The 18,454-nt window shown below is 72.0% G+C and carries 15 protein-coding genes; 5 read left to right on the forward strand and 10 right to left on the reverse strand.

What is annotated here, in order from left to right; translation table 11 throughout:
* The first annotated feature begins 492 nt into the window (after positions 1-492).
* Positions 493-1,824 carry a 4-aminobutyrate--2-oxoglutarate transaminase gene (gabT, locus tag PV364_RS11165; protein WP_319659674.1) on the forward strand — a complete coding sequence of 444 codons (1,332 nt, stop codon included), beginning with the start codon at positions 493-495 and terminating at the stop codon, positions 1,822-1,824.
* 355 nt (positions 1,825-2,179) lie between these two features.
* Positions 2,180-2,800: a phosphatase PAP2 family protein gene (locus tag PV364_RS11170; RefSeq protein WP_319659675.1), complete on the forward strand. Its 621-nt coding sequence runs from the start codon at positions 2,180-2,182 to the stop codon at positions 2,798-2,800.
* Here the strand turns inward: PV364_RS11170 and PV364_RS11175 are convergent.
* The 9 genes from PV364_RS11175 to PV364_RS11215 all read right to left on the reverse strand — a co-directional run bounded on the left by PV364_RS11175 (position 2,772) and on the right by PV364_RS11215 (position 13,027).
* A complete protein-coding gene (locus PV364_RS11175; protein ID WP_319659676.1) occupies positions 2,772-4,277 on the reverse strand; it encodes a CoA-acylating methylmalonate-semialdehyde dehydrogenase in 1,506 nt (501 codons plus the stop codon). The genes PV364_RS11170 and PV364_RS11175 overlap by 29 nt on opposite strands.
* Before the next feature lie 101 nt (positions 4,278-4,378).
* A complete protein-coding gene (locus tag PV364_RS11180; protein WP_319659677.1) occupies positions 4,379-5,071 on the reverse strand; it encodes a hypothetical protein in 693 nt (230 codons plus the stop codon).
* 103 nt (positions 5,072-5,174) lie between these two features.
* Complete coding sequence (locus PV364_RS11185) at positions 5,175-5,645, reverse strand: hypothetical protein (protein WP_319659678.1); 471 nt, start codon at positions 5,643-5,645, stop codon at positions 5,175-5,177.
* A 158-nt stretch (positions 5,646-5,803) separates the two neighbouring features.
* The gene (locus PV364_RS11190) at positions 5,804-7,198 is read right to left on the reverse strand and encodes an FAD-dependent oxidoreductase (protein ID WP_319659679.1); all 1,395 of its coding nucleotides are present in this window, start codon (positions 7,196-7,198) and stop codon (positions 5,804-5,806) included.
* 55 nt (positions 7,199-7,253) lie between these two features.
* Positions 7,254-8,054 (reverse strand): ABC transporter permease, encoded by an 801-nt coding sequence (locus PV364_RS11195; protein WP_319659680.1) that lies wholly within the window; start codon positions 8,052-8,054, stop codon positions 7,254-7,256.
* Complete coding sequence (locus PV364_RS11200) at positions 8,054-8,989, reverse strand: ABC transporter permease (protein WP_319659681.1); 936 nt, start codon at positions 8,987-8,989, stop codon at positions 8,054-8,056. The genes PV364_RS11195 and PV364_RS11200 overlap by 1 nt, the downstream gene beginning before the upstream one ends.
* Positions 8,989-10,170, reverse strand: coding sequence for an ABC transporter ATP-binding protein (locus PV364_RS11205; RefSeq protein WP_319659682.1), 1,182 nt, complete (start codon positions 10,168-10,170; stop codon positions 8,989-8,991). Before PV364_RS11205 ends, PV364_RS11200 begins: the two co-directional genes overlap by 1 nt.
* Positions 10,171-10,198: 28 nt before the next feature.
* Positions 10,199-11,428, reverse strand: a complete 1,230-nt coding sequence (locus tag PV364_RS11210) for a spermidine/putrescine ABC transporter substrate-binding protein (RefSeq protein ID WP_319659683.1) — start codon at positions 11,426-11,428, stop codon at positions 10,199-10,201.
* Positions 11,429-11,509: 81 nt separating this feature from the next.
* Entirely contained in the window at positions 11,510-13,027 is a 1,518-nt protein-coding gene (locus PV364_RS11215) for a gamma-aminobutyraldehyde dehydrogenase (protein ID WP_319659684.1), read from the reverse strand.
* Between the two features lie 312 nt (positions 13,028-13,339).
* Here PV364_RS11215 and PV364_RS11220 point away from each other — a divergent pair, with 312 nt between their 5' ends.
* Positions 13,340-15,037 carry a PucR family transcriptional regulator gene (locus tag PV364_RS11220; protein WP_319659685.1) on the forward strand — a complete coding sequence of 566 codons (1,698 nt, stop codon included), beginning with the start codon at positions 13,340-13,342 and terminating at the stop codon, positions 15,035-15,037.
* Position 15,038: 1 nt separating this feature from the next.
* On the opposite strand, the gene PV364_RS11225 is transcribed toward PV364_RS11220, so the two are convergent.
* Entirely contained in the window at positions 15,039-16,634 is a 1,596-nt protein-coding gene (locus tag PV364_RS11225) for a hypothetical protein (RefSeq protein ID WP_319659686.1), read from the reverse strand.
* Between the two features lie 113 nt (positions 16,635-16,747).
* Here PV364_RS11225 and PV364_RS11230 point away from each other — a divergent pair, with 113 nt between their 5' ends.
* A complete protein-coding gene (locus tag PV364_RS11230) occupies positions 16,748-17,782 on the forward strand; it encodes an adenosine deaminase (RefSeq protein WP_319659687.1) in 1,035 nt (344 codons plus the stop codon).
* On the forward strand, positions 17,770-18,453 hold the full coding sequence (locus PV364_RS11235; protein ID WP_319659688.1) for a glycerophosphodiester phosphodiesterase: 684 nt from the start codon (positions 17,770-17,772) through the stop codon (positions 18,451-18,453). Before PV364_RS11230 ends, PV364_RS11235 begins: the two co-directional genes overlap by 13 nt.
* Position 18,454 lies beyond the last annotated feature (1 nt).

Consider the following 18,454-nt stretch of genomic DNA (forward strand, 5'->3'; position numbering starts at 1 on the left):
GTCCGCCGACTTCACGCAGATGATGGAGGCGGCCATGGGCAAGGAGGTCGCGGACGTCGCGCTGCGGCTGTGGACCCCGGTCGGCACCCGGATCAAGTTCGTGAAGCAAGTGGCGCCCACGGTCGAGCCGTTGACCGACCGTCGCACCGAGTCCGGGCCGCGCGCCGGGGACCGGGGGCGGTCCCGCGGGCACGGGTGGGACGCCCGGCACCGGCCGGGCGCCCGGAACAGGCGGTGTGCCCGGGCCCGTACCGCCGGGCGGAGGCGCCGCAGGCCTCCCGTGCGTACCGTCGATGTCCATCGCGTGTGCCACCCCTCGCAGGTCCGCACTCAATGTAGTCGAGCGGCCACCCGGGTCCGAAGGATCTTGGCACGCTCATGTCCGTCACGTCGAAGAGTCCTCGTACAGTGCGCCCCTGCGGAGTGTGCGGGGTACCGCCGTACGGGCTTAGCCTGCGGGAAAGGACACCGGTTCGAAGGAGTACGCCCGCCATGACCGATCTGGCCCAGGAGCGCCGCCTCGTCACCCCGATCCCCGGCCCCAAGTCGCAGGAGCTGCTGGCGCGCAAGGCTGCTGCGGTCGCGAACGGCGTCGGTGTGACTCTGCCCGTCTTCGTCACCCGGGCCGGCGGCGCCGTGCTGGAGGACGTGGACGGCAACTCGCTGATCGACTTCGGTTCCGGTATCGCGGTGACCTCGGTCGGCAACAGTGCGGAGGCGGTCGTGCGCCGCGCCTCGGCGCAGCTCGCCGACTTCACCCACACCTGCTTCATGGTCACGCCGTACGAGGGTTACGTGGAGGTCGCCGAGGCCCTCAACGAACTGACCCCGGGCGACCACGAGAAGCGCACCGCGCTGTTCAACTCCGGTGCCGAGGCCGTCGAGAACGCGGTGAAGATCGCCCGCGCGTACACCAAGCGCCAGGCCGTCGTCGTCTTCGACCACGGCTATCACGGGCGGACCAACCTGACGATGGCGCTGACGGCGAAGAACATGCCGTACAAGCACTCGTTCGGCCCCTTCGCGCCCGAGGTCTACCGGGTGCCGCTGGCCTACCCGTTCCGCTGGCTGACCGGCCCGGAGAACTGCGCGGAGGAGGCGGCCGCCCAGGTGATCGACATGATCACCAAGCAGGTCGGCCCGGAGAACGTCGCCGCGATCGTGATCGAGCCGATCCAGGGCGAGGGCGGCTTCATCGAGCCCGCCAAGGGCTTCCTGCCGAAGATCGTGGAGTTCGCGCGCGAGAACGGCATCGTCTTCGTCGCGGACGAGATCCAGACCGGCTTCTGCCGCACCGGACAGTGGTTCGCCTGCGAGGACGAGGGCATCGTCCCGGACCTGATCACCACCGCCAAGGGCATCGCCGGCGGCCTGCCGCTGGCCGCCGTGACGGGCCGCGCGGAGATCATGGACGCCGCGCACTCGGGCGGCCTCGGCGGCACCTACGGCGGCAACCCGGTGGCCTGCGCGGCCGCGCTCGGCGCCATCGAGACGATGAAGGAGCTGGACCTCAACGCCAGGGCACGCCGCATCGGCGAGATCATGCTGGGGCGGCTGCGCGGCATGCAGGAGAAGTTCGAGGTCATCGGCGAGGTCCGGGGCCGCGGCGCCATGATCGCGGTGGAGCTGGTGGAACCCGGGAGCAAGAACCCGAACCCCGCCGCCACCGCCGCCCTGGCCAAGGCGTGCCACGCCGAGGGCCTGGTGGTCCTGACCTGTGGCACCTACGGCAACGTGCTGCGCTTCCTGCCCCCGCTGGTGATCGGCGAGGACCTCCTGAACGAGGGCCTGGACATCATCGAGAGCGCGTTCACCCGCCTGTGACCAGGCATTTCTCCGGTGCAGGCGAACGCCCGGCACACACGGTGAAGAAGGTGTGCGGGCCTGATGGCGGGAGGGTGCAACCCCTGTCTGACGCCCCGCCGGTGACGTACGGTTTCCGCAGATGGAAGAAACACCCCGTCTGCGGAAGTCCGCGGGCGACACTTTGCCGGTGACTCCCCATCACCGGTACAGCAGTGCCCTCGCGCACACCGCCGAAGCCGCAGGCTCCGGCAATCCTCGCCGATCGGTCGGCCGCTTGCCCCAAACCCCCCGGGGCCGGCGGTACGGCGATCGTTCTGGCCGCCCCGGAACTCTCCCCCCTGTTCCGGGGCGGCCAACTTCTCTGCTGATCGCCGTGTGCACGGCGCTCTTCGGACTGCTGACCTGGCAGGAGGCGGTTCGCGGGCGCCTGCTGGCGCTGGACGGGCCGGTGCGCTCCGCGATCGCGGGTCCCTCCGTACGCCCGGCCGGGCGCTCCTTCTTCATGCAGCTGCTCGCCGACCTGGGCGACGCGCCTGTCGCCGTACCGGTACTGGCGACCGCAATGGTCTACACCATGTGGCGGCTCCGGCGGGCCGGGGGGTCCCGCTGGTGGCTGCCGGCGCTCGCGTACACCCTGGCGATGGCCGCGGTACCCGGGCTGGTGAGTCTGCTCAAGCCGCTGATCGGCCGCGCGGGTCCCGGTTCGCTCACCCTCTCCCCCGGCTACCCGGGGCTCTACCCCTCGGGCCACGCCGCCACCGCCGCCGTGGCGTACGGGGGCGCCGCGCTGCTGCTGGCACACCTCTCGCTGCGCGCGGCGGCACGGCGGCTGCTGGGTACGGCCGCCGTGCTGCTGAACGTCGCGGTGGGGGTCTCCCTGGTGCGCTGCGGCTACCACTGGCCGCTGGACGTCGTGGGGAGCTGGCTGCTGTGCGGCGCCCTGCTGGCGGGCGCCGCCCTCGCGGTCAGTTGTTGGTCGGGAAACCGAGGTTGATGCCGCCGTGGCTCGGGTCGAGCCACCGCTGGGTGACCGCCTTGCCGCGGGTGAAGAAGTGGACGCCGTCGGGGCCGTAGGCGTGGGTGTCGCCGAAGAGCGAGGCCTTCCAGCCGCCGAAGGAGTAGTAGGCCACCGGCACCGGGATCGGCACGTTGATGCCGACCATGCCGACCTCGACGTCGTGCTGGAAGCGGCGGGCGGCGCCGCCGTCGTTGGTGAAGATGGCCGTGCCGTTGCCGTACGGGTTGGAGTTGATCAGCTCCAGGCCCTCGTCGTACGAGCCCACGCGGACCACGGACAGGACCGGGCCGAAGATCTCGTCGTTGTAGACGGACATGCCGGGCTTCACGTCGTCGAAGAGGGTCGGGCCGAGCCAGAAGCCGTTCTCGGTGTCGTCGCCGCTGACGGCGTGCGTGCGGCCGTCGACGGCGAGGGTCGCGCCGTCCGCGAGGCCCGCGTCGAGGTAGGACGTCACCTTGTCGCGGTGGGCACCGGTGACCAGGGGGCCCATCTCGGACGTGGCGTTGCAGCCGGGGCCGACGGTGAGCGTGGCCATCCGCTCCTTGATCTTCCCGACCAGCTCGTCGCCGATCGGGTCGACCGCGACCAGGACGGAGACGGCCATGCAGCGCTCGCCGGCCGCGCCGAAGCCGGCGTTGACGGCCGCGTCGGCGGCCAGGTCCAGGTCCGCGTCGGGCAGCACCAGCATGTGGTTCTTGGCACCGCCGAGGGCCTGGACGCGCTTGCCGTAGCGGGTGCCGGTCTCGTAGACGTAGCGGGCGATGGGGGTGGAGCCGACGAAGGAGACCGACTTGATGTCCGGGTGCTCCAGGAGGCGGTCGACGGCGACCTTGTCACCGTGCACGACGTTGAAGACGCCGTCGGGCAGCCCGGCGCGCTTCCACAGCTCCGCGAGGAAGTTGGCGGCGGACGGGTCCTTCTCGGAGGGCTTGACGACGACCGTGTTGCCCGCGGCGATGGCGATCGGGAAGAACCACATCGGCACCATGGCCGGGAAGTTGAACGGCGAGATGATCGCGACCGGGCCGAGCGGCTGGCGGATGGAGTAGACGTCGATGCCGGTCGAGGCCTGCTCGGTGAAACCGCCCTTGATCAACTGCGGGATACCGCAGGCGTACTCGACGACCTCGATGCCGCGGGCGATCTCGCCGAGGGCGTCGGAGTGCACCTTGCCGTGCTCGGAGACGATGACGGCGGCCAGCTCGTCGCGCTGGGCGTTCAGCAGCTCCCGGAACGCGAACAGCACCGCCGTGCGCTTGGCGACCGAGGCGTTGCGCCACTCCTTGAACGCCGCGGCGGCTGCGCCGACGGCCTGGTCGACCTCGGCGATCGCCGCGAAGTCCACCCGCCCGGTGACAGCGCCGGTCGCCGGGTCGTACACCTCGCCATGGCGCTCCGCGGTACCGGCCCACGCCTGCCCGGCGATCCAGTGCGTGATGTGCTTGTCGCTCACGGCTGCTCTCCCTGTCGGTCCCTCGCGTCCTCTCCCGCCAGTGTCACCAGGACGGGCGGCGGGCCTCAAGCACCAACATGTCGGCGACCGGGGCGTCGCCTTTACATGTCGTACAGATCGTCGGGGTGCTCCATCCCCTCCATGAGGTCGAGACGGATGTCCTGGGCCCATGCGAAGGCCCAGCGTTTGAGCTCGGCGACCTCCCCGGGCTCCAGTCCGCGGGCGGCGAAGAGGCGGTCGTCGGCCCCGACCAGCTTGTCCAGGCGGTCGGCGAGCGCGGCGGGCTCGAAGTCCTCGTCGCGGCGCACGGCCATGGACAGCAGCTCGCCGGGGGCGAACCAGGCAGACATGGCCCGGACGTCGACGAGGTCGCCCGGCAGGGCGCGGTCGACGAGCGCCGCCACCTTCAGCGCCGCGCAATCCTCCAGCGCGACGACGGGCACCGGACGGGACAGGCCCAGGCCGAGCAGGACCGGCGGGTGGGACAGCGGTTCCTTGGCGACATGGACGGTGTAGGCGAGCGCGCCCGGGAGCGCTGCGGTGAACTGCGCGGACAGCGGGGTGCGGGGCAGGTCGGCGACCTCGTAGCCGGCGGCGGTGCACGCGGCCTCCAGCGCCGCGGCGATCCGCCCGACGGAAGTGGAGCTGAAGGTCACCAGGTCCAGGTGGCGGGAGGGCGCGCCGCGCAGCCCGTGGGCATGGACCGCGTGACTGCCGGCGAACACCAGACCGTACGGCTCGCAGACGGGCAGCACGGTCTCGGCGAACGCGGCGTGGCCGGGCGGGAGTCCCACGTCAGACCGCCGCCGCCGGGTATGCGGAACGGGTCGTGGCCCGGTCGCGTTCCGTCGGGATCATGGAACCAGTGTCGCGCACCGGCACCCTCGGCCGGCCGCCTCACTCTTCCGTGTCGCGGGGGCGGCGCACCGCGAGCTGGGCGGCCGCCTCGTGCATGGCGAGCTCGAGGACGCCGGGGTCGGTGAGGTGGCCGGTGCCGTCCGGCGGGACGAGCCAGCGCACGCCGCCGGTGGCGCGGCCGGGGTAGGGCACGACGATCCACGTGCCGTTGCCGGCGGTGCGCACCCCCGTGCCGATCCAGCGGGCGGCGGTGCCGGGCGGCACGAGGAAGCCCGTGCGGGAGTCGCCGAAGTCGGCCAGGACGGGTCCCGGCCGGTCGACGAGCCGGGTCAGCACGTCGAGGGTGGGGTAGCCGAGTTCCCCGGTGAGGATGAGGACGTCCCACAGCCGCCCGGCGGGCAGGAGCGTCACCCCGAGGGGGTTGCGCTCCCATTCCCACCGGGTGGTCTCGGGATCGGGTGCCACGGAAACCAGCCATTCGACCGCGCCGCGCGCGCCGGTGCCCACCATGCCGGTTCCTCCGTTCCGTGTGTGTGCGTTCATACCTGTCACACGGTGAGAGGGGCGCGAGGGCCGATCATTACGCGAGTTTTCACGATCTTTCGCCGGTGATTGCCGTCACATGCGGCCGGAAGGGCCCCGGGAAGGGCGGCTTCGCCCCTCAGGCCTCAGCTGTCGAAGCCGAGCCCGAGCCGGTCCATCGTCTTCAGCCACAGGTTGCGCCGGCCCGCGTTGCGGTCCGCTCGGCCCAGCGACCACTTGGTCAGCCCGATCCCGGCCCAGGCCAGCGGCTCGGGCGGAAAGGGCATCGGCTTGCTGCGCACCATCTCCAGCGCGGTGCGCGCGGTGGACTCCCCGGCCAGCAGGTCGAGCATCACGTCGGCGCCGAAGCGGGTCGCGCCGACGCCGAGGCCGGTGTAGCCGGCGGCGTAGGAGACCCGGCCGTCGTGGGCCGTGCCGAAGAGGGCAGAGAAGCGCGAGCAGGTGTCGATCGCGCCGCCCCAGGCGTGCGTGAAGCGGACACCCTCCAACTGCGGGAAGCAGCGGAAGAAGTGCCGGGCGAGCTTGAGATAGGTCTCCGGGCGCTCGTCGCGCGCGGCGTCCAGGCGCCCGCCGTAGGGGTAGACGGCGTCGTAGCCGCCCCACAGGATGCGGTGGTCCGCCGTCAGCCGGAAGTAGTGGAACTGGTTGGCGCTGTCGCCGAGGCCCTGGCGCCTCTTCCAGCCGATCGCGCCCAGCTGACCGGCCGTCAGCGGCTCGGTCATCAGGGCGTAGTCGTACACGGGGACGACGTAGTGGCGCACGCGTTTGACCAGTGAGGGGAAGACGTTGGTGCCGAGCGCGACGTGCCGGGCGAAGATCCGTCCGTACGGGGTGCGGACGGCCATGCCGGAGCCGTTGCGGGCGAGCCCGGTGGCGCGGGTGTGCTCGTAGATCCGTACGCCCAGGTCCTCGCAGGCGCGCTTGAGGCCCCAGGCCAGCTTGGCCGGATGGAGCATGGCGACGCCGGTGCGGTCCCACAGGCCGCCGACGAAGGTGGGCGAGTCGACCTCGGCGCGCACCTGGTCGCGGTCGAGCACCTCCAGTTCGACGCCGTGCCGGGCGGCCTCCTCGGCCGCGGCGCGCAGGGCGTCGAACTGGTAGGGCTCGGTGGCGACGTCGATCTCGCCGGTGCGCTCGAAGTCGCAGTCGATGGAGTAGCGGGCGACCGCCTCCTCGATGCCGTCGAGGTTGCGGTTGCCGAGCTCCTCCAGGGCGGCGAACTCGCCCGGCCAGCGGGCGAGTCCGTTGGCCGGGCCATGGGTGAGGCTGGCGGCGCAGAAGCCGCCGTTGCGGCCGGACGCCGCCCAGCCCACCTCCTTGCCCTCGACGAGAACGACGTCGCGCCTCGGGTCGCGCTCCTTGGCCAGCAGCGCGGTCCACAGCCCCGTGTACCCGCCGCCGACCACCAGCAGGTCGCAGTGCTCGTCGCCGACGAGCGCCGATCCGGCCCGCGGCCTGCCGGGGTCCTCCAGCCAGTACGGTGTCGGCTGCGCGTCGGCGAGCGAACGGGCTGGATCCATGGGTTCTCACACCTTTGGGGATGCGGGGTCGGGACCGGAACGTGTCGTGTCCGGTCTACGTATGGGCTTTCCTGCGGCGCCCGAGCAGCTGTCCGACGACGACGCAGAGCACGGCCACCACGAACATCAGCGTGCCGATGACGTTGACCTGGACGGGCAGTCCCTTCTGGGCGGCACCCCAGACGAACATCGGGAAGGTGACCGTGGTGGGTCCCGCGTTGAACTGCGTGATGATGAAGTCGTCTATGGAGATGGCGAAGCTGAGCAGGGCGCCGGCCGCGATGCCGGGCGCGGCGATCGGGAAGGTGATCCGCCAGAACGTGGACCACGGTGTGGCGTAGAGGTCCTGGGCGGCCTGCTCCAGCCGGGGGTCCATGCTCATCACGCGCGCCTTGACCGCCGTCACCACGAAGCTGAGGCAGAACATGATGTGCGCGATGAGGATGGTCCAGAAGCCGAACTGGATGCGCATGTTGAGGAAGAGGGTGCCGAGCGAGGCGCCCATGACGATCTCGGGCATCGCCATCGGCAGCCAGATCAGCCCGGTGACCGGTCCGCGGCCGCGGAAGCGGTGGCGGGCGAGCGCGAAGGCGACCATGGTGCCGAGGACCGTGGCGCCGATCGTGGCGAGGACGGCGATCTCCAGGGACAGCGACACCGAGTCGCACATGTCGCCGACGCCGCAGGGGTTCTGCCAGGCGTCGAGCGAGAAGTGGTTCCAGGAGTAGTTGAAGCGGCCCTTGGGCTGGTTGAAGGAGAAGATCAGAACGACGACGTTGGGGAGGATCATGTACGCCAGGGCGGCGACTCCCGCGAAGACGACCAGGTGGCGGCGCACCCAGGTGAGAACGGGCATCAGACCAGTTCCTCCGTTCCCGCCTTGCGGATGTACACCGAGACGATCACCAGGATCACGGCCATGAGCATGAACGACAGCGCGGCGGCCGTCGGGTAGTCGAGCACCGTCAGGAACTTCGACTGGATGACGTTGCCGATCATCTGCTCGCTCGGGCTGCCCAGCAGTTCGGCGTTGATGTAGTCGCCGGAGGCCGGGATGAAGGTGAGGAGCGTGCCGGCCACGACGCCGGGCAGCGAGATCGGGAACGTCACCTTGCGGAAGGTGGTGAAGGGGCGGGCGTACAGGTCGCCGGCCGCCTCGTGCAGCCGCGGGTCGATGCGCTCCAGCGACGTGTAGAGCGGCAGGATCATGAAGGGCAGGAAGTTGTACGTCAGACCGCACACCACGGCCAGCGGGGTGGCCAGTACGCGGTCGTCGGCGGTCAGGCCGAGCGCGGCGGTGACGTTCAGGATGTGGAGCTTGTCCAGCGCCGAGACCACGACGCCGTCGTCGGCCAGGATCGTCTTCCACGCCAGGGTGCGGATCAGGAAGCTGGTGAAGAAGGGCGCGATGACCATCACCAGCAGCACGTTGCGCCAGCGGCCGGCCTTGAAGGCGATGGTGTAGGCGAGCGGGTAGCCGATCGCCAGGCACAGCACGGTGGCGATGCCCGCGTAGATCAGCGACCGCAGGTAGAAGACGTCGTATTCCTTGAACGCGTCCCAGTAGGTCGCGAAGTGCCAGGTGACCCGGTAGCCGGTCTCCAGGGAGCCGGTCTGCACGGAGGTCGAGGCCTGGTAGACCATCGGGGCGACGAAGAAGACCAGCAGCCACAGGATGCCGGGCAGCAGCAGCCAGTACGGCACGAGTTTGCGGCGTCTGGCGGCCGCGCCGGGCGGCGCCGGCGTGGTCTGCGCGGGCGCGCCCGCGGGCGCCGGGGAGAGGGCGGCCATTACGCGCTGACCTCCCCGGCCTCGATGTCCTGGGCGGCGTCGAGGCCGAAGGTGTGGGCCGGGCTCCAGTGCAGGACGACGTCGGCGCCGGGCACCAGGCGGCCGTCGCGTTCCACGTTCTGCGCGAAGACGGCGAGTTCGGGGCACCAGGGGCTGTTGACGACGTACTGGGTGGAGACCCCGATGAAGCTGGCGTCCACGATCCGGCCGGTCATCGAGTTGCGGCCGCCGGGGATGTCACCGGCGTCGTCGGCGTGCACGATGGTGATCTTCTCGGGCCGCACCCCGGCGAGGACCTTGTCGCCGGTCTGCGCGCTCTTGGCGGCGCAGCGCGCGGCGGGCATGACCAGCCGCCGGTCGCCGACGCTGAGCAGCAGGTCGTCGCCGCTGGTGCCGGACACCTGGGCCTCGATCAGGTTGGACTGGCCGAGGAAGTTGGCGACGAAGGTGGTGCGCGGGTTCTCGTACAGGTCGGTGGGGGCGCCGAGTTGCTCGATGCGGCCGGCGTTCATCACCGCGATGGTGTCGGCCATGGTCATGGCCTCCTCCTGGTCGTGCGTGACGTGCACGAAGGTGATGCCGACCTCGGTCTGGATGCGCTTGAGCTCCAGTTGCATCTGGCGGCGCAGCTTCAGGTCCAGGGCGCCCAGCGGCTCGTCGAGCAGCAGCACCTTGGGGTGGTTGATCAGGGCGCGGGCGACGGCGACGCGCTGCTGCTGGCCGCCGGAGAGCTGGTGCGGCTTGCGGCGGGCGAGGTGGCCCAGCTCGACGAGGTCGAGCATGTCCCCGACCTGGCCCTTGACGGACTTGATGCCGCGGCGGCGCAGGCCGAAGGCGACGTTCTCGTAGATGTCCAGGTGCGGGAAGAGCGCGTAGTTCTGGAAGACGGTGTTCACCGGGCGCTTGTAGGGCGGCAGTCCGGTGACGTCCTGGTCACCGATCCGGACGCTGCCGGAAGTCGGGTCCTCCAGTCCGGCGACCATGCGCAAGGTGGTGGTCTTGCCGCAGCCGGAGGCGCCGAGCAGGGCGAAGAAGGAGCCTTCCGGGATGGTCAGGTCGAGCGGGTGCACAGCGGTGAAGTCGCCGTAGGTCTTGCCGAGGCCGGTCAGTGTCACGGCGCCGCCGGCGGGGCCGCCGGGGCCGGCCGGTCCGTCGGTGAGCGGTGCGGTCTGCTGGGTCATGTCGTCAGATCCCTGTCTGCGTGGCCGGTCAGGCGCCGATGAGCTTGGCGAACTTGCCCTCGAAGGCGGTCTCCTCGTCGGCGGAGAGGGACCGGAAGGGATGGGCCTTCGCCTTCATCTCCTCATTGGGGATGATCAGCGGGTTGCCGGCCACGTCCTTGTCGATCTTGAGCAGCTCCTCGTACACGCCGGCGCAGGGCGTGATGTAGTTGACCCATGCCGACAGTTCGGCGGCGATCGCGGGCTGGTAGTACCAGTCCATGAGCCGCTCGGCGTTCTTGCGGTGCTTGGAGCCCGCCGGGACCAGCATGTTGTCCGTCGAGTAGATGTAGCCGACGTCGGGGATCACGAACTTGATCTCGGGGTTGTCGGCCTGCAGCTGGACCAGGTCACCGGCCCAGGCCACGCACGCCGCGATGTTCCCCGAGGCCAGGCCGTCGGTGTACTCGTTGCCGGTGAACTGGCGGATCTGCTTGCTGTCCACGGCCTTCTGAACCCTGGCCACGGCGGCGTCGAAGTCGTCGGCGGTGAAGGACTCCGGCTTCTTGCCGAGGTCCAGCAGCGTCATGCCGATGGTGTCGCGCATCTCGCTCAGCATCGCGACCCGGCCCTTGAGCGCGGGGTCGTCCAGCAGCTGGGAGACGCTGGCGACCTTCTTCCCCTTGGTGGCCTTCTCGTTGTACGCGATGACCGTGGCGATGCCCTGCCAGGGGTAGGAGTGGGCGCGCCCGGGGTCCCAGTCGGGGTTGCGGAAACGCTGCTCCAGGTTGGTGTAGGCGTTCGGCAGGTAGGTGGGGTCCAGCGGCTGGGCCCAGCCCAGGCGGATCATCCGGGCGGCCATCCAGTCGGTGAGGACGACCAGGTCGCGGCCGGTGGACTGACCGGCCGCGAGCTGCGGCTTGATCTTGGCGAAGAACTCGACGTTGTCGGTGATGTCGTCGGTGTACTTGACCTTGATCCCGGTCTTCTTCTCGAAGGCCTCCAGGGTCGGCATGTGCTTCTCGTCGTCGCTCATGTCGATGTAGAGCTGCCAGTTGGAGAAGACCAGCGACTTGTCCTTGTCGGACAGGTCGTCGCTCTTGACCCCGCCCTGGTTGTTGGTGGCGGCCGGGATGCCGCACGCGCTCAGCGCCCCGGCGCCCGCGACACCGAGACCGGCGCCGAGCACCCGGCGCCGGCTGAGCGAGGCCCTCCCGCTGGTCAGGCTGCGTTCCCACGCGTTGCGCACGGGCTCGGACAGACCCTCGAACATCTCCATGGCGGTGCTGCCTCCAGGGGCGGTATTGCGTGGGACGGACGGGCGTACGGGCCGGTGGGGGCGGTCCGGGGGGCGGCCGGGTCAGCGGTCGCCGAAGACGGTGCGGTGCCACTCCTTGCGGGCCACCGCGGTGTTGTCGTACATCACGTGCTTGACCTGGGTGTACTCGTCGAAGGAGTACGCGGACATGTCCTTGCCGTAGCCGGAGGCCTTGGCGCCGCCGTGCGGCATCTCGCTGATGATCGGGATGTGGTCGTTCACCCAGACGCACCCCGCCTTGATCTCGCGGGTGGCGCGGCCGGCGCGGAAGACGTCCCGGGTCCAGGCGGACGCCGCCAGGCCGTACGGCGTGTCGTTGGCCAGGTCCAGACCCTCATCATCGCTGTCGAACGGCAGCACGACCAGTACCGGACCGAAGATCTCGGACTGGACGATCTCGCTGTCCTGGGCGGCGCCGGTGATCAGCGTCGGCCGGTAGAAGGCGCCCGGGGCCGCGGGGGCCTCGCCGCCGGTGACGACGGTGGCGTAGGAGCGGGCGCGCTCCACGAAACCGGCGACACGGTCGCGCTGGGCGTGCGAGATCAGCGGCCCGAGGTCGGTCTTGGCGTCGAAGGGGTCGCCCACGCGGATGCCGGCGAAGAGGTCGGCGACCGAGGTGACGAAGGCGTCGTACAGCGGGCGCTGCACATAGGCGCGGGTCGCCGCCGTGCAGTCCTGACCGGTGTTGATCAGGGCACCGGCGACGGCGCCGTGCACGGCCGCCTCCAGGTCGGCGTCGTCGAAGACGACGAACGGCGCCTTGCCCCCGAGCTCCAGGTGCAGGCGCTTGACCGTGGCGGTCGCGATCTCGGCGACGCGCCTGCCGACGGCGGTGGAGCCGGTGAAGGAGGTCATCGCGACGTCGGGGTGGCCCACCAGGTGCTCCCCCGCGGGCCGGCCGGCACCGGCGACGATGTTGACCACGCCGTCCGGGATGCCGGCCTCGCCCGCCGCCTGGGCGAACATCAGCGAGGTCAGCGGCGTCAGCTCGGCGGGCTTGAGCACGATGGTGTTGCCCGCGGCGATGGCCGGCAGGATCTTCCAGGCGGCCATCTGCAGCGGGTAGTTCCAGGGCGCGACGGAGCCGACGACACCGACCGGCTCGCGGCGCACGTAGGACGTGTGGTCGCCGGAGTACTCGCCCGCGGCCCTGCCCTCCAGGTGGCGGGCGGCCCCGGCGAAGAAGGCGGTGTTGTCGATCGTGCCGGGGACGTCGAACTCGGTGGTCAGCCTCAGCGGCTTGCCGCACTGCAGGGACTCGGCCCAGGCGAACTCCGCCGCCCGTTCGGTCAGCACGGCCGCGAAACGGTGCATGGCGTCGGAGCGGGCGCCGGGGGTGGCGCCCGCCCAGCCGGGGAGGGCGGCCTTGGCGGCGGCGACGGCCGCGTCCACGTCCGCGGTGCCGGCCAGCGCGTACCGGTGCACGGCCTCGCCGGTGGCGGGGTCGGTCACGGTGTGGTCCTGGCCCGACGTGCCGGGGCGGAGTCCTCCGGCGATGTACTGGGCCCCCTCGGCGAACCGTTCCTGCACATCGAACGCGCCATGCGCACTGAGGGCCATCGTCTTCTCCTCGGATCCGCTCGGGCTGCGTGGCCAAAGCCTGGATTGGTGGACGATCCTGACAGAGTAGGCTCGCCCCAACAAGTGATTCCGTTGTTGCCTTTTGGTTACGCGACGAAATCTGTCTTAACCGGCGACGATCAGCGGATCGCCACGGTGGACAATGCCGAAAGCGGCCCGCGCCCGGCAACCGACACATCGCATGCCGTGCCCCGGCCGCCCTTACACCCTGCGGGCTACGGTGGCGGTGCCGCCCGCGGCCTTGCCCGCCCGACCGTCCGACCCGCCCGTCCCTCCCCCGGAGGTCGCACCGTGTTCCCCACCGTCGCCGAGGTCCTGCAGCTCGACGCGCTCCGGCGCGGGTCGCCGCAGGTCGTCGCCGGCGCGGAGGGGCTCAACCGGCCGGTGCGCTGGGTGCACGTCAGCGAGCTCGCCGACATCGCCGGCATGCTGCACGGCGGCGAACTGGTGCTGACCACGGGTGTCATGCTCCCCGACGACAAGGAGCCGCTGGCCCGGTACATCGACGACCTCGCCAACGTCGGCGCCGCGGGTCTGGTCGTCGAACTCGGCCGCCGGTACGCCGACACCCTGCCGCGGCCCCTGGTGCGGGCCGCCGAACGGCGCGGGCTGACGCTCGTCGCGCTCCGCAACGAGGTGCGGTTCGTCGCCGTCACCGAGGCCGTGCACGCGCACGTCGTGGACGCCCAGCTCAGCGAGTTGCGGGCCTCCGAGGCAGTCCACCAGACCTTCAACGAGCTGTCCGTCGAGGGCGCCGAGGCCGACGAGATCGTCCGCGAGGTCGCGCGCATCGCGGGCGCGCCCGTCGTCCTGGAGAACCTCTCCCACCAAGTGCTCGCCTTCGACCCGGCCGGGCACGACCCGCAGGCGCTGCTCGACGGCTGGGAACGCCGCAGCCGCGGCGTCGCCCCGGCCGGCCGCACCGGCCACGACCCCCGCACCGGCTGGCTGGTCACCGGCGTCGGCGCCCGCGGCCGCGACTGGGGGCGGTTGGTCGTCGTCGGCGAACCCGTGCCGGACTCCGCGGCCGCGCCCGACGCACGCCCGCACCCGCACACCGTCCTCCTGGAACGCGGCGCCGCCACCCTGGCCCTGAACCGCCTGCTGGAACGCGACCGCGAATCGCTGGAGCGACAGACCCACCGCACACTGCTGTCCGGAGTCCTCACCCACGCCCTCACCGTCTCCGACGTCGCCCTGCGCGCCCGGGCGATCGGCGTGCCCCTGGAAGGGCGCCGGCTCGTGGGCGTCATGCTGCGGCTGCGCGGCGCGGGCGTCGCCGCGGCACTGGAGGCGCAGGCCAGGCTGCGGGACTTCACCGAGACCGCCGCCCAGGCCGTGCGCGACCGCGGACTCACCGCGCTCACCGGCGCCCTCGACGACGGCGCGGTCGGCGTCCTGGTCTCCCTCGGCCCCGCCGACGACGAGCACACCGCGCTGGAGGGCTTCGCCGCGGCGCTCACCCGGCTCACCGAGACCGCCCCGGACGGCGGCCCCGCCTTCGTCATGGCCGCCGGCTCGTCCGTCGGATCGCTGCGCGACGCCCGCCGGACCCTGCTGGAGGCCGCCCAGGTCGCGGACGCCGCGCTGCACGGGGCCCGGAAGGAGGGGGGCAGGGCGCAGCCCTCCGACACACGGGCGGCGGCGGGCGGCGGGCGGGCCTACTACCGGCTGCCGGACGTGCGGCTGCGCGGGCTCCTGCACCTGCTGCGCGACGACGCCCGCCTGCAGACCTATGTCGAGCGCGAACTCGGCCCGTTGCTGGCACACGACGCCGAGCACGGCACGGACCTGGTGCGCATCCTCGCCGTCTACCTGGAGAGCGGCCGCAACAAGTCCGCGGCTGCGGACGCCGCGCACCTGTCACGGCCGTCCTTCTACGACCGGCTGCACCGCGTCGAGCGCGTCCTCGGCGTCGACCTGGACCAGGTGGAGTCCTGCCTGTCGCTGCACGTGGCGCTGCTCGCGCTGGAGGCGGTGCGGCGGTAGGTCACGGCAGCGACAACTCCCAGTAGGTGTAGTCGTAGGCGAAGCCCGGGGCGATCTCGACCTGGAACCTGCCGTCCGGGTCGTCGTCCGGCACGATCACGGTGACCTCGGACGACGACGTCGCACCGGAGCGCAGCTCCCCTGGCAGCAGGCCGCTCTGTGAGACGTCCTCCAGGGTGTCCTCGTCCTCCTCCTCGGCATAGGCGTTGGCCTCGGATTCGGATGTGTCGGCGGTCCCGTCGCCGGTGTTCTCCACGGTCACGGTGAACGTCACCGCGGTGCCGTCGGAGGCCGCCCCCGCGGGCACGTCGTCGGCCACCCGCGCGGCGGAGACGGTCACCACCACGCCGTCGTCGTAGGTCACGGGGCTCCCGGCGTCCGCCGGCATGCCGTACTCGGCGCCGTCCGCACTGATGAGCTCGTCGTCCGCCGGGTCGAACCAGCCGCCGTTGATCCCGCCGACCACCAGCGCGATCATCGCGCCGGAGACCACCACGGACAGGATGCCGAGGATCAGGCCGGTGAGCGCCTGGCCGCGGTTGGTCGCCTCGCCGCGGCCCGCGATGCGCAGCCCCACGATGCCGAAGGCGAGCGCGGCCAGCCCCATCGGAAGGCCGAGGAACGCCCCGAAGCACGCGATGCCGAGGATGGTGCCGATGATGCCGAGCACCATCGCGGTGACCCCGAACCCGTTGCGCGGCGCGGGCTGCCCCCAGGCCCCGTACGGGCCCCCGGGGTAATGGGGGAGTCCCGGGTAGCCCGGGTTCTCGGGGTATCCGGGGTAGCCGGGGTAGCCGGGGTAGCCCGGGTAACCGGGGTACCCCGGATGCTGCCCCTGCGGGGGAACGGCACCCCACGGGCTGTACGGGTACGGCTGGGTCGGTGCCTGGGTCTGCGGCTGCGGCGCCGGAGCGTCGGCGGGCACCGGCCGCTTCGTCATCTCCACACCGGGCGCCTGCGGTATGGGCGGCGGGACCCACGGGTCCCCCGGCGCCGGGGAGTCCGCCTGCGCCTGAGGCGGCACGGCGGCCGCGGGATACCCCCACGGGGCCGGCTGCGGCGGCGCCCACGGATTCCCCTGCGGCTGCGGCTGCGGTGCGGCACCGTATCCGGACCCGGACACCGGCGCCGCCCACGGATCCCGCGCCACCTCGGCGGCCCGGTGGTCCGCCGGTCGCTCCGGTTCCGGCGCCCGCGGCGGCACCGCCCCGAACTCCCGCACAGGGACGTCCCCGTCCGACGTCGCCACGGACCCGGCCCCGTCCGCCGGCACCGTCACCGGCTCCGGCGCGGGCGGCGGTACGGGCGCCACCGGCGCGTCGGGCTTCACCGTGCCGAACGTCCGGGTACGGACGTCCTCGTCCGGGGCGGCGTCGGCCGGTGCCGTGTCCTCGACCGGTTCGGCGGCCGCGGGGACGGTCTCCACCGCGTCGTCACCTTCCGGAGCCGCAGCGGCGGCCGCCGCGTCCTCGGGCGCGTCCGCCGGGGACCGGCGGAAGGCGCGGGTGCGGTCGTCGGGGGTGTCGTCCGGCGGCGGGACGGGGGGTCTGGCGGGGGAGGCGTCGTGGGGCCCCGGGGTGTCGCGGTCGTCGGACATCGCTGGCTTCCTCCTGGCTACGTCGGGCAATGCTATGGCCTGCGAAGACTGCGGACCGCAACAATTTCGCGTCTACCATGGCCGTTGCCGCCGAGCCTCAGGAGGATCACCGCATGTCCGACACCGCGCCCGCCCTCGACGCCTTCATCGCGGGGCTGCCGAAGGCCGAACTCCACGTCCACCACGTGGGTTCCGCCTCGCCCCGCATCGTCGCCGAGCTGGCAGCGCGGCACCCGGATTCGAAGGTGCCCTCCGACCCCGCCGCACTCGCCGAGTACTTCAGCTTCCGGGACTTCGCGCACTTCATCGAGGTCTACCTGTCCGTCGTCGACCTGATCCGCGACGCGGAGGACGTGCGCCTGCTCACGTACGAGGTCGCCCGGGACATGGCACGGCAGAACATCCGCTACGCCGAGCTGACCGTGACCCCGTACAGCTCGGTGCGGCGCGGCATCCCGGACCGGGCGTTCGTGGAGGCCATCGAGGACGCGCGCACGGCGGCCGAGAAGGAGCTCGGCATCGTGCTGCGCTGGTGCTTCGACATCCCCGGCGAGGCCGGCCTGGCCTCCGCGGAGGAGACCGCGCGCATCGCCACCGAACTGCGCCCGGAGGGCCTGGTGAGCTTCGGCCTCGGCGGCCCGGAGATCGGCGTGCCCCGCCCGCAGTTCAAGCCGTACTTCGACCGTGCCCGCGCGGCCGGCCTGCACAGCGTGCCGCACGCGGGCGAGACCACCGGCCCGCAGACCATCTGGGACGCGCTGAACGAGCTGGGCGCCGAGCGGATCGGCCACGGCACCAGCGCCACTCAGGACCCGCGGCTGCTGGAGCACTTGGCCGAGCACCGCATCCCGCTGGAGGTCTGCCCGACCTCCAACATCGCCACCCGCGCGGTGGCCACGCTCGACGAGCACCCGATCAAGCAGATGGCCGCCGCGGGCGTGCTGGTCACGATCAACAGCGACGACCCGCCGATGTTCGGCACCGACCTGAACTCCGAGTACGCGGTCGCCGCCCGTCTGCTGGAGCTGGACGAGGCGGGCGTGGCCGCGCTGGCCAGGAACGCCGTCGAGGCGTCCTTCCTCGACACCGACGGCAAGGCCCGGCTGTCCGCCGAGATCGACGCACACCTGGCCGGATGGCAGCGCTAGCCGTCGCCCATCGCGGCGACCCGTACCGCCACCGCGAGAACACCCTGCCCTCGCTGCGCAGCGCGCTGCGCGCGGGGGCGGACGCGGTGGAGGTGGACGTGCGGGTGACCCGTGACGGCGTGCCGGTGCTGCTGCACGATCCCACCCTGACGCGGCTGTGGGGCCTGGACGCCGCCCTCGCGGAGCTGCCGTCGGCCGCCCTGCCGCCGGGGGTCCCGACCCTGTACGAGGCACTGGGCGCCGTGGAGGGCTGCCGGGCGCTGGTCGACATGACCGTGCCCGAGTCGGCGCCCGCGGTGCTGGCCGCGGTGCGGGACGCGGGGGCGGAGGACCGGACGTACTACTGCGGCGAGGCCGCGGCGATGCTCGCGGTCCGGGACCGCGACCCGGCCGCGGAGATCGCGCTGACCTGGAAGACCGCGGCACCGGTACCCCCGCTGCTGCTCACGGAGTTGCGGCCGCGGTGGATCAATCTGCGCTTCGGCCTGGTGCGCAGCCCCCTGGTGGCCTGGGCGCGCGGCGAGGGCCTGCTGGTGGGGGCGTGGACGGCGGACCTGCGGCGTAGGATGCGCCGGCTGGAGCGGCTGGGCGTGGACGCCATCACCTCCAACCGCATCGAGGTACTGCTCGGCGAGCTCGGGGGCCGGCCGGCCCCTCCCGCCCGGCCCTGAC

It is taken from the genome of Streptomyces sp. MI02-7b, assembly GCF_033793585.1.
Lineage (GTDB): Bacteria > Actinomycetota > Actinomycetes > Streptomycetales > Streptomycetaceae > Actinacidiphila.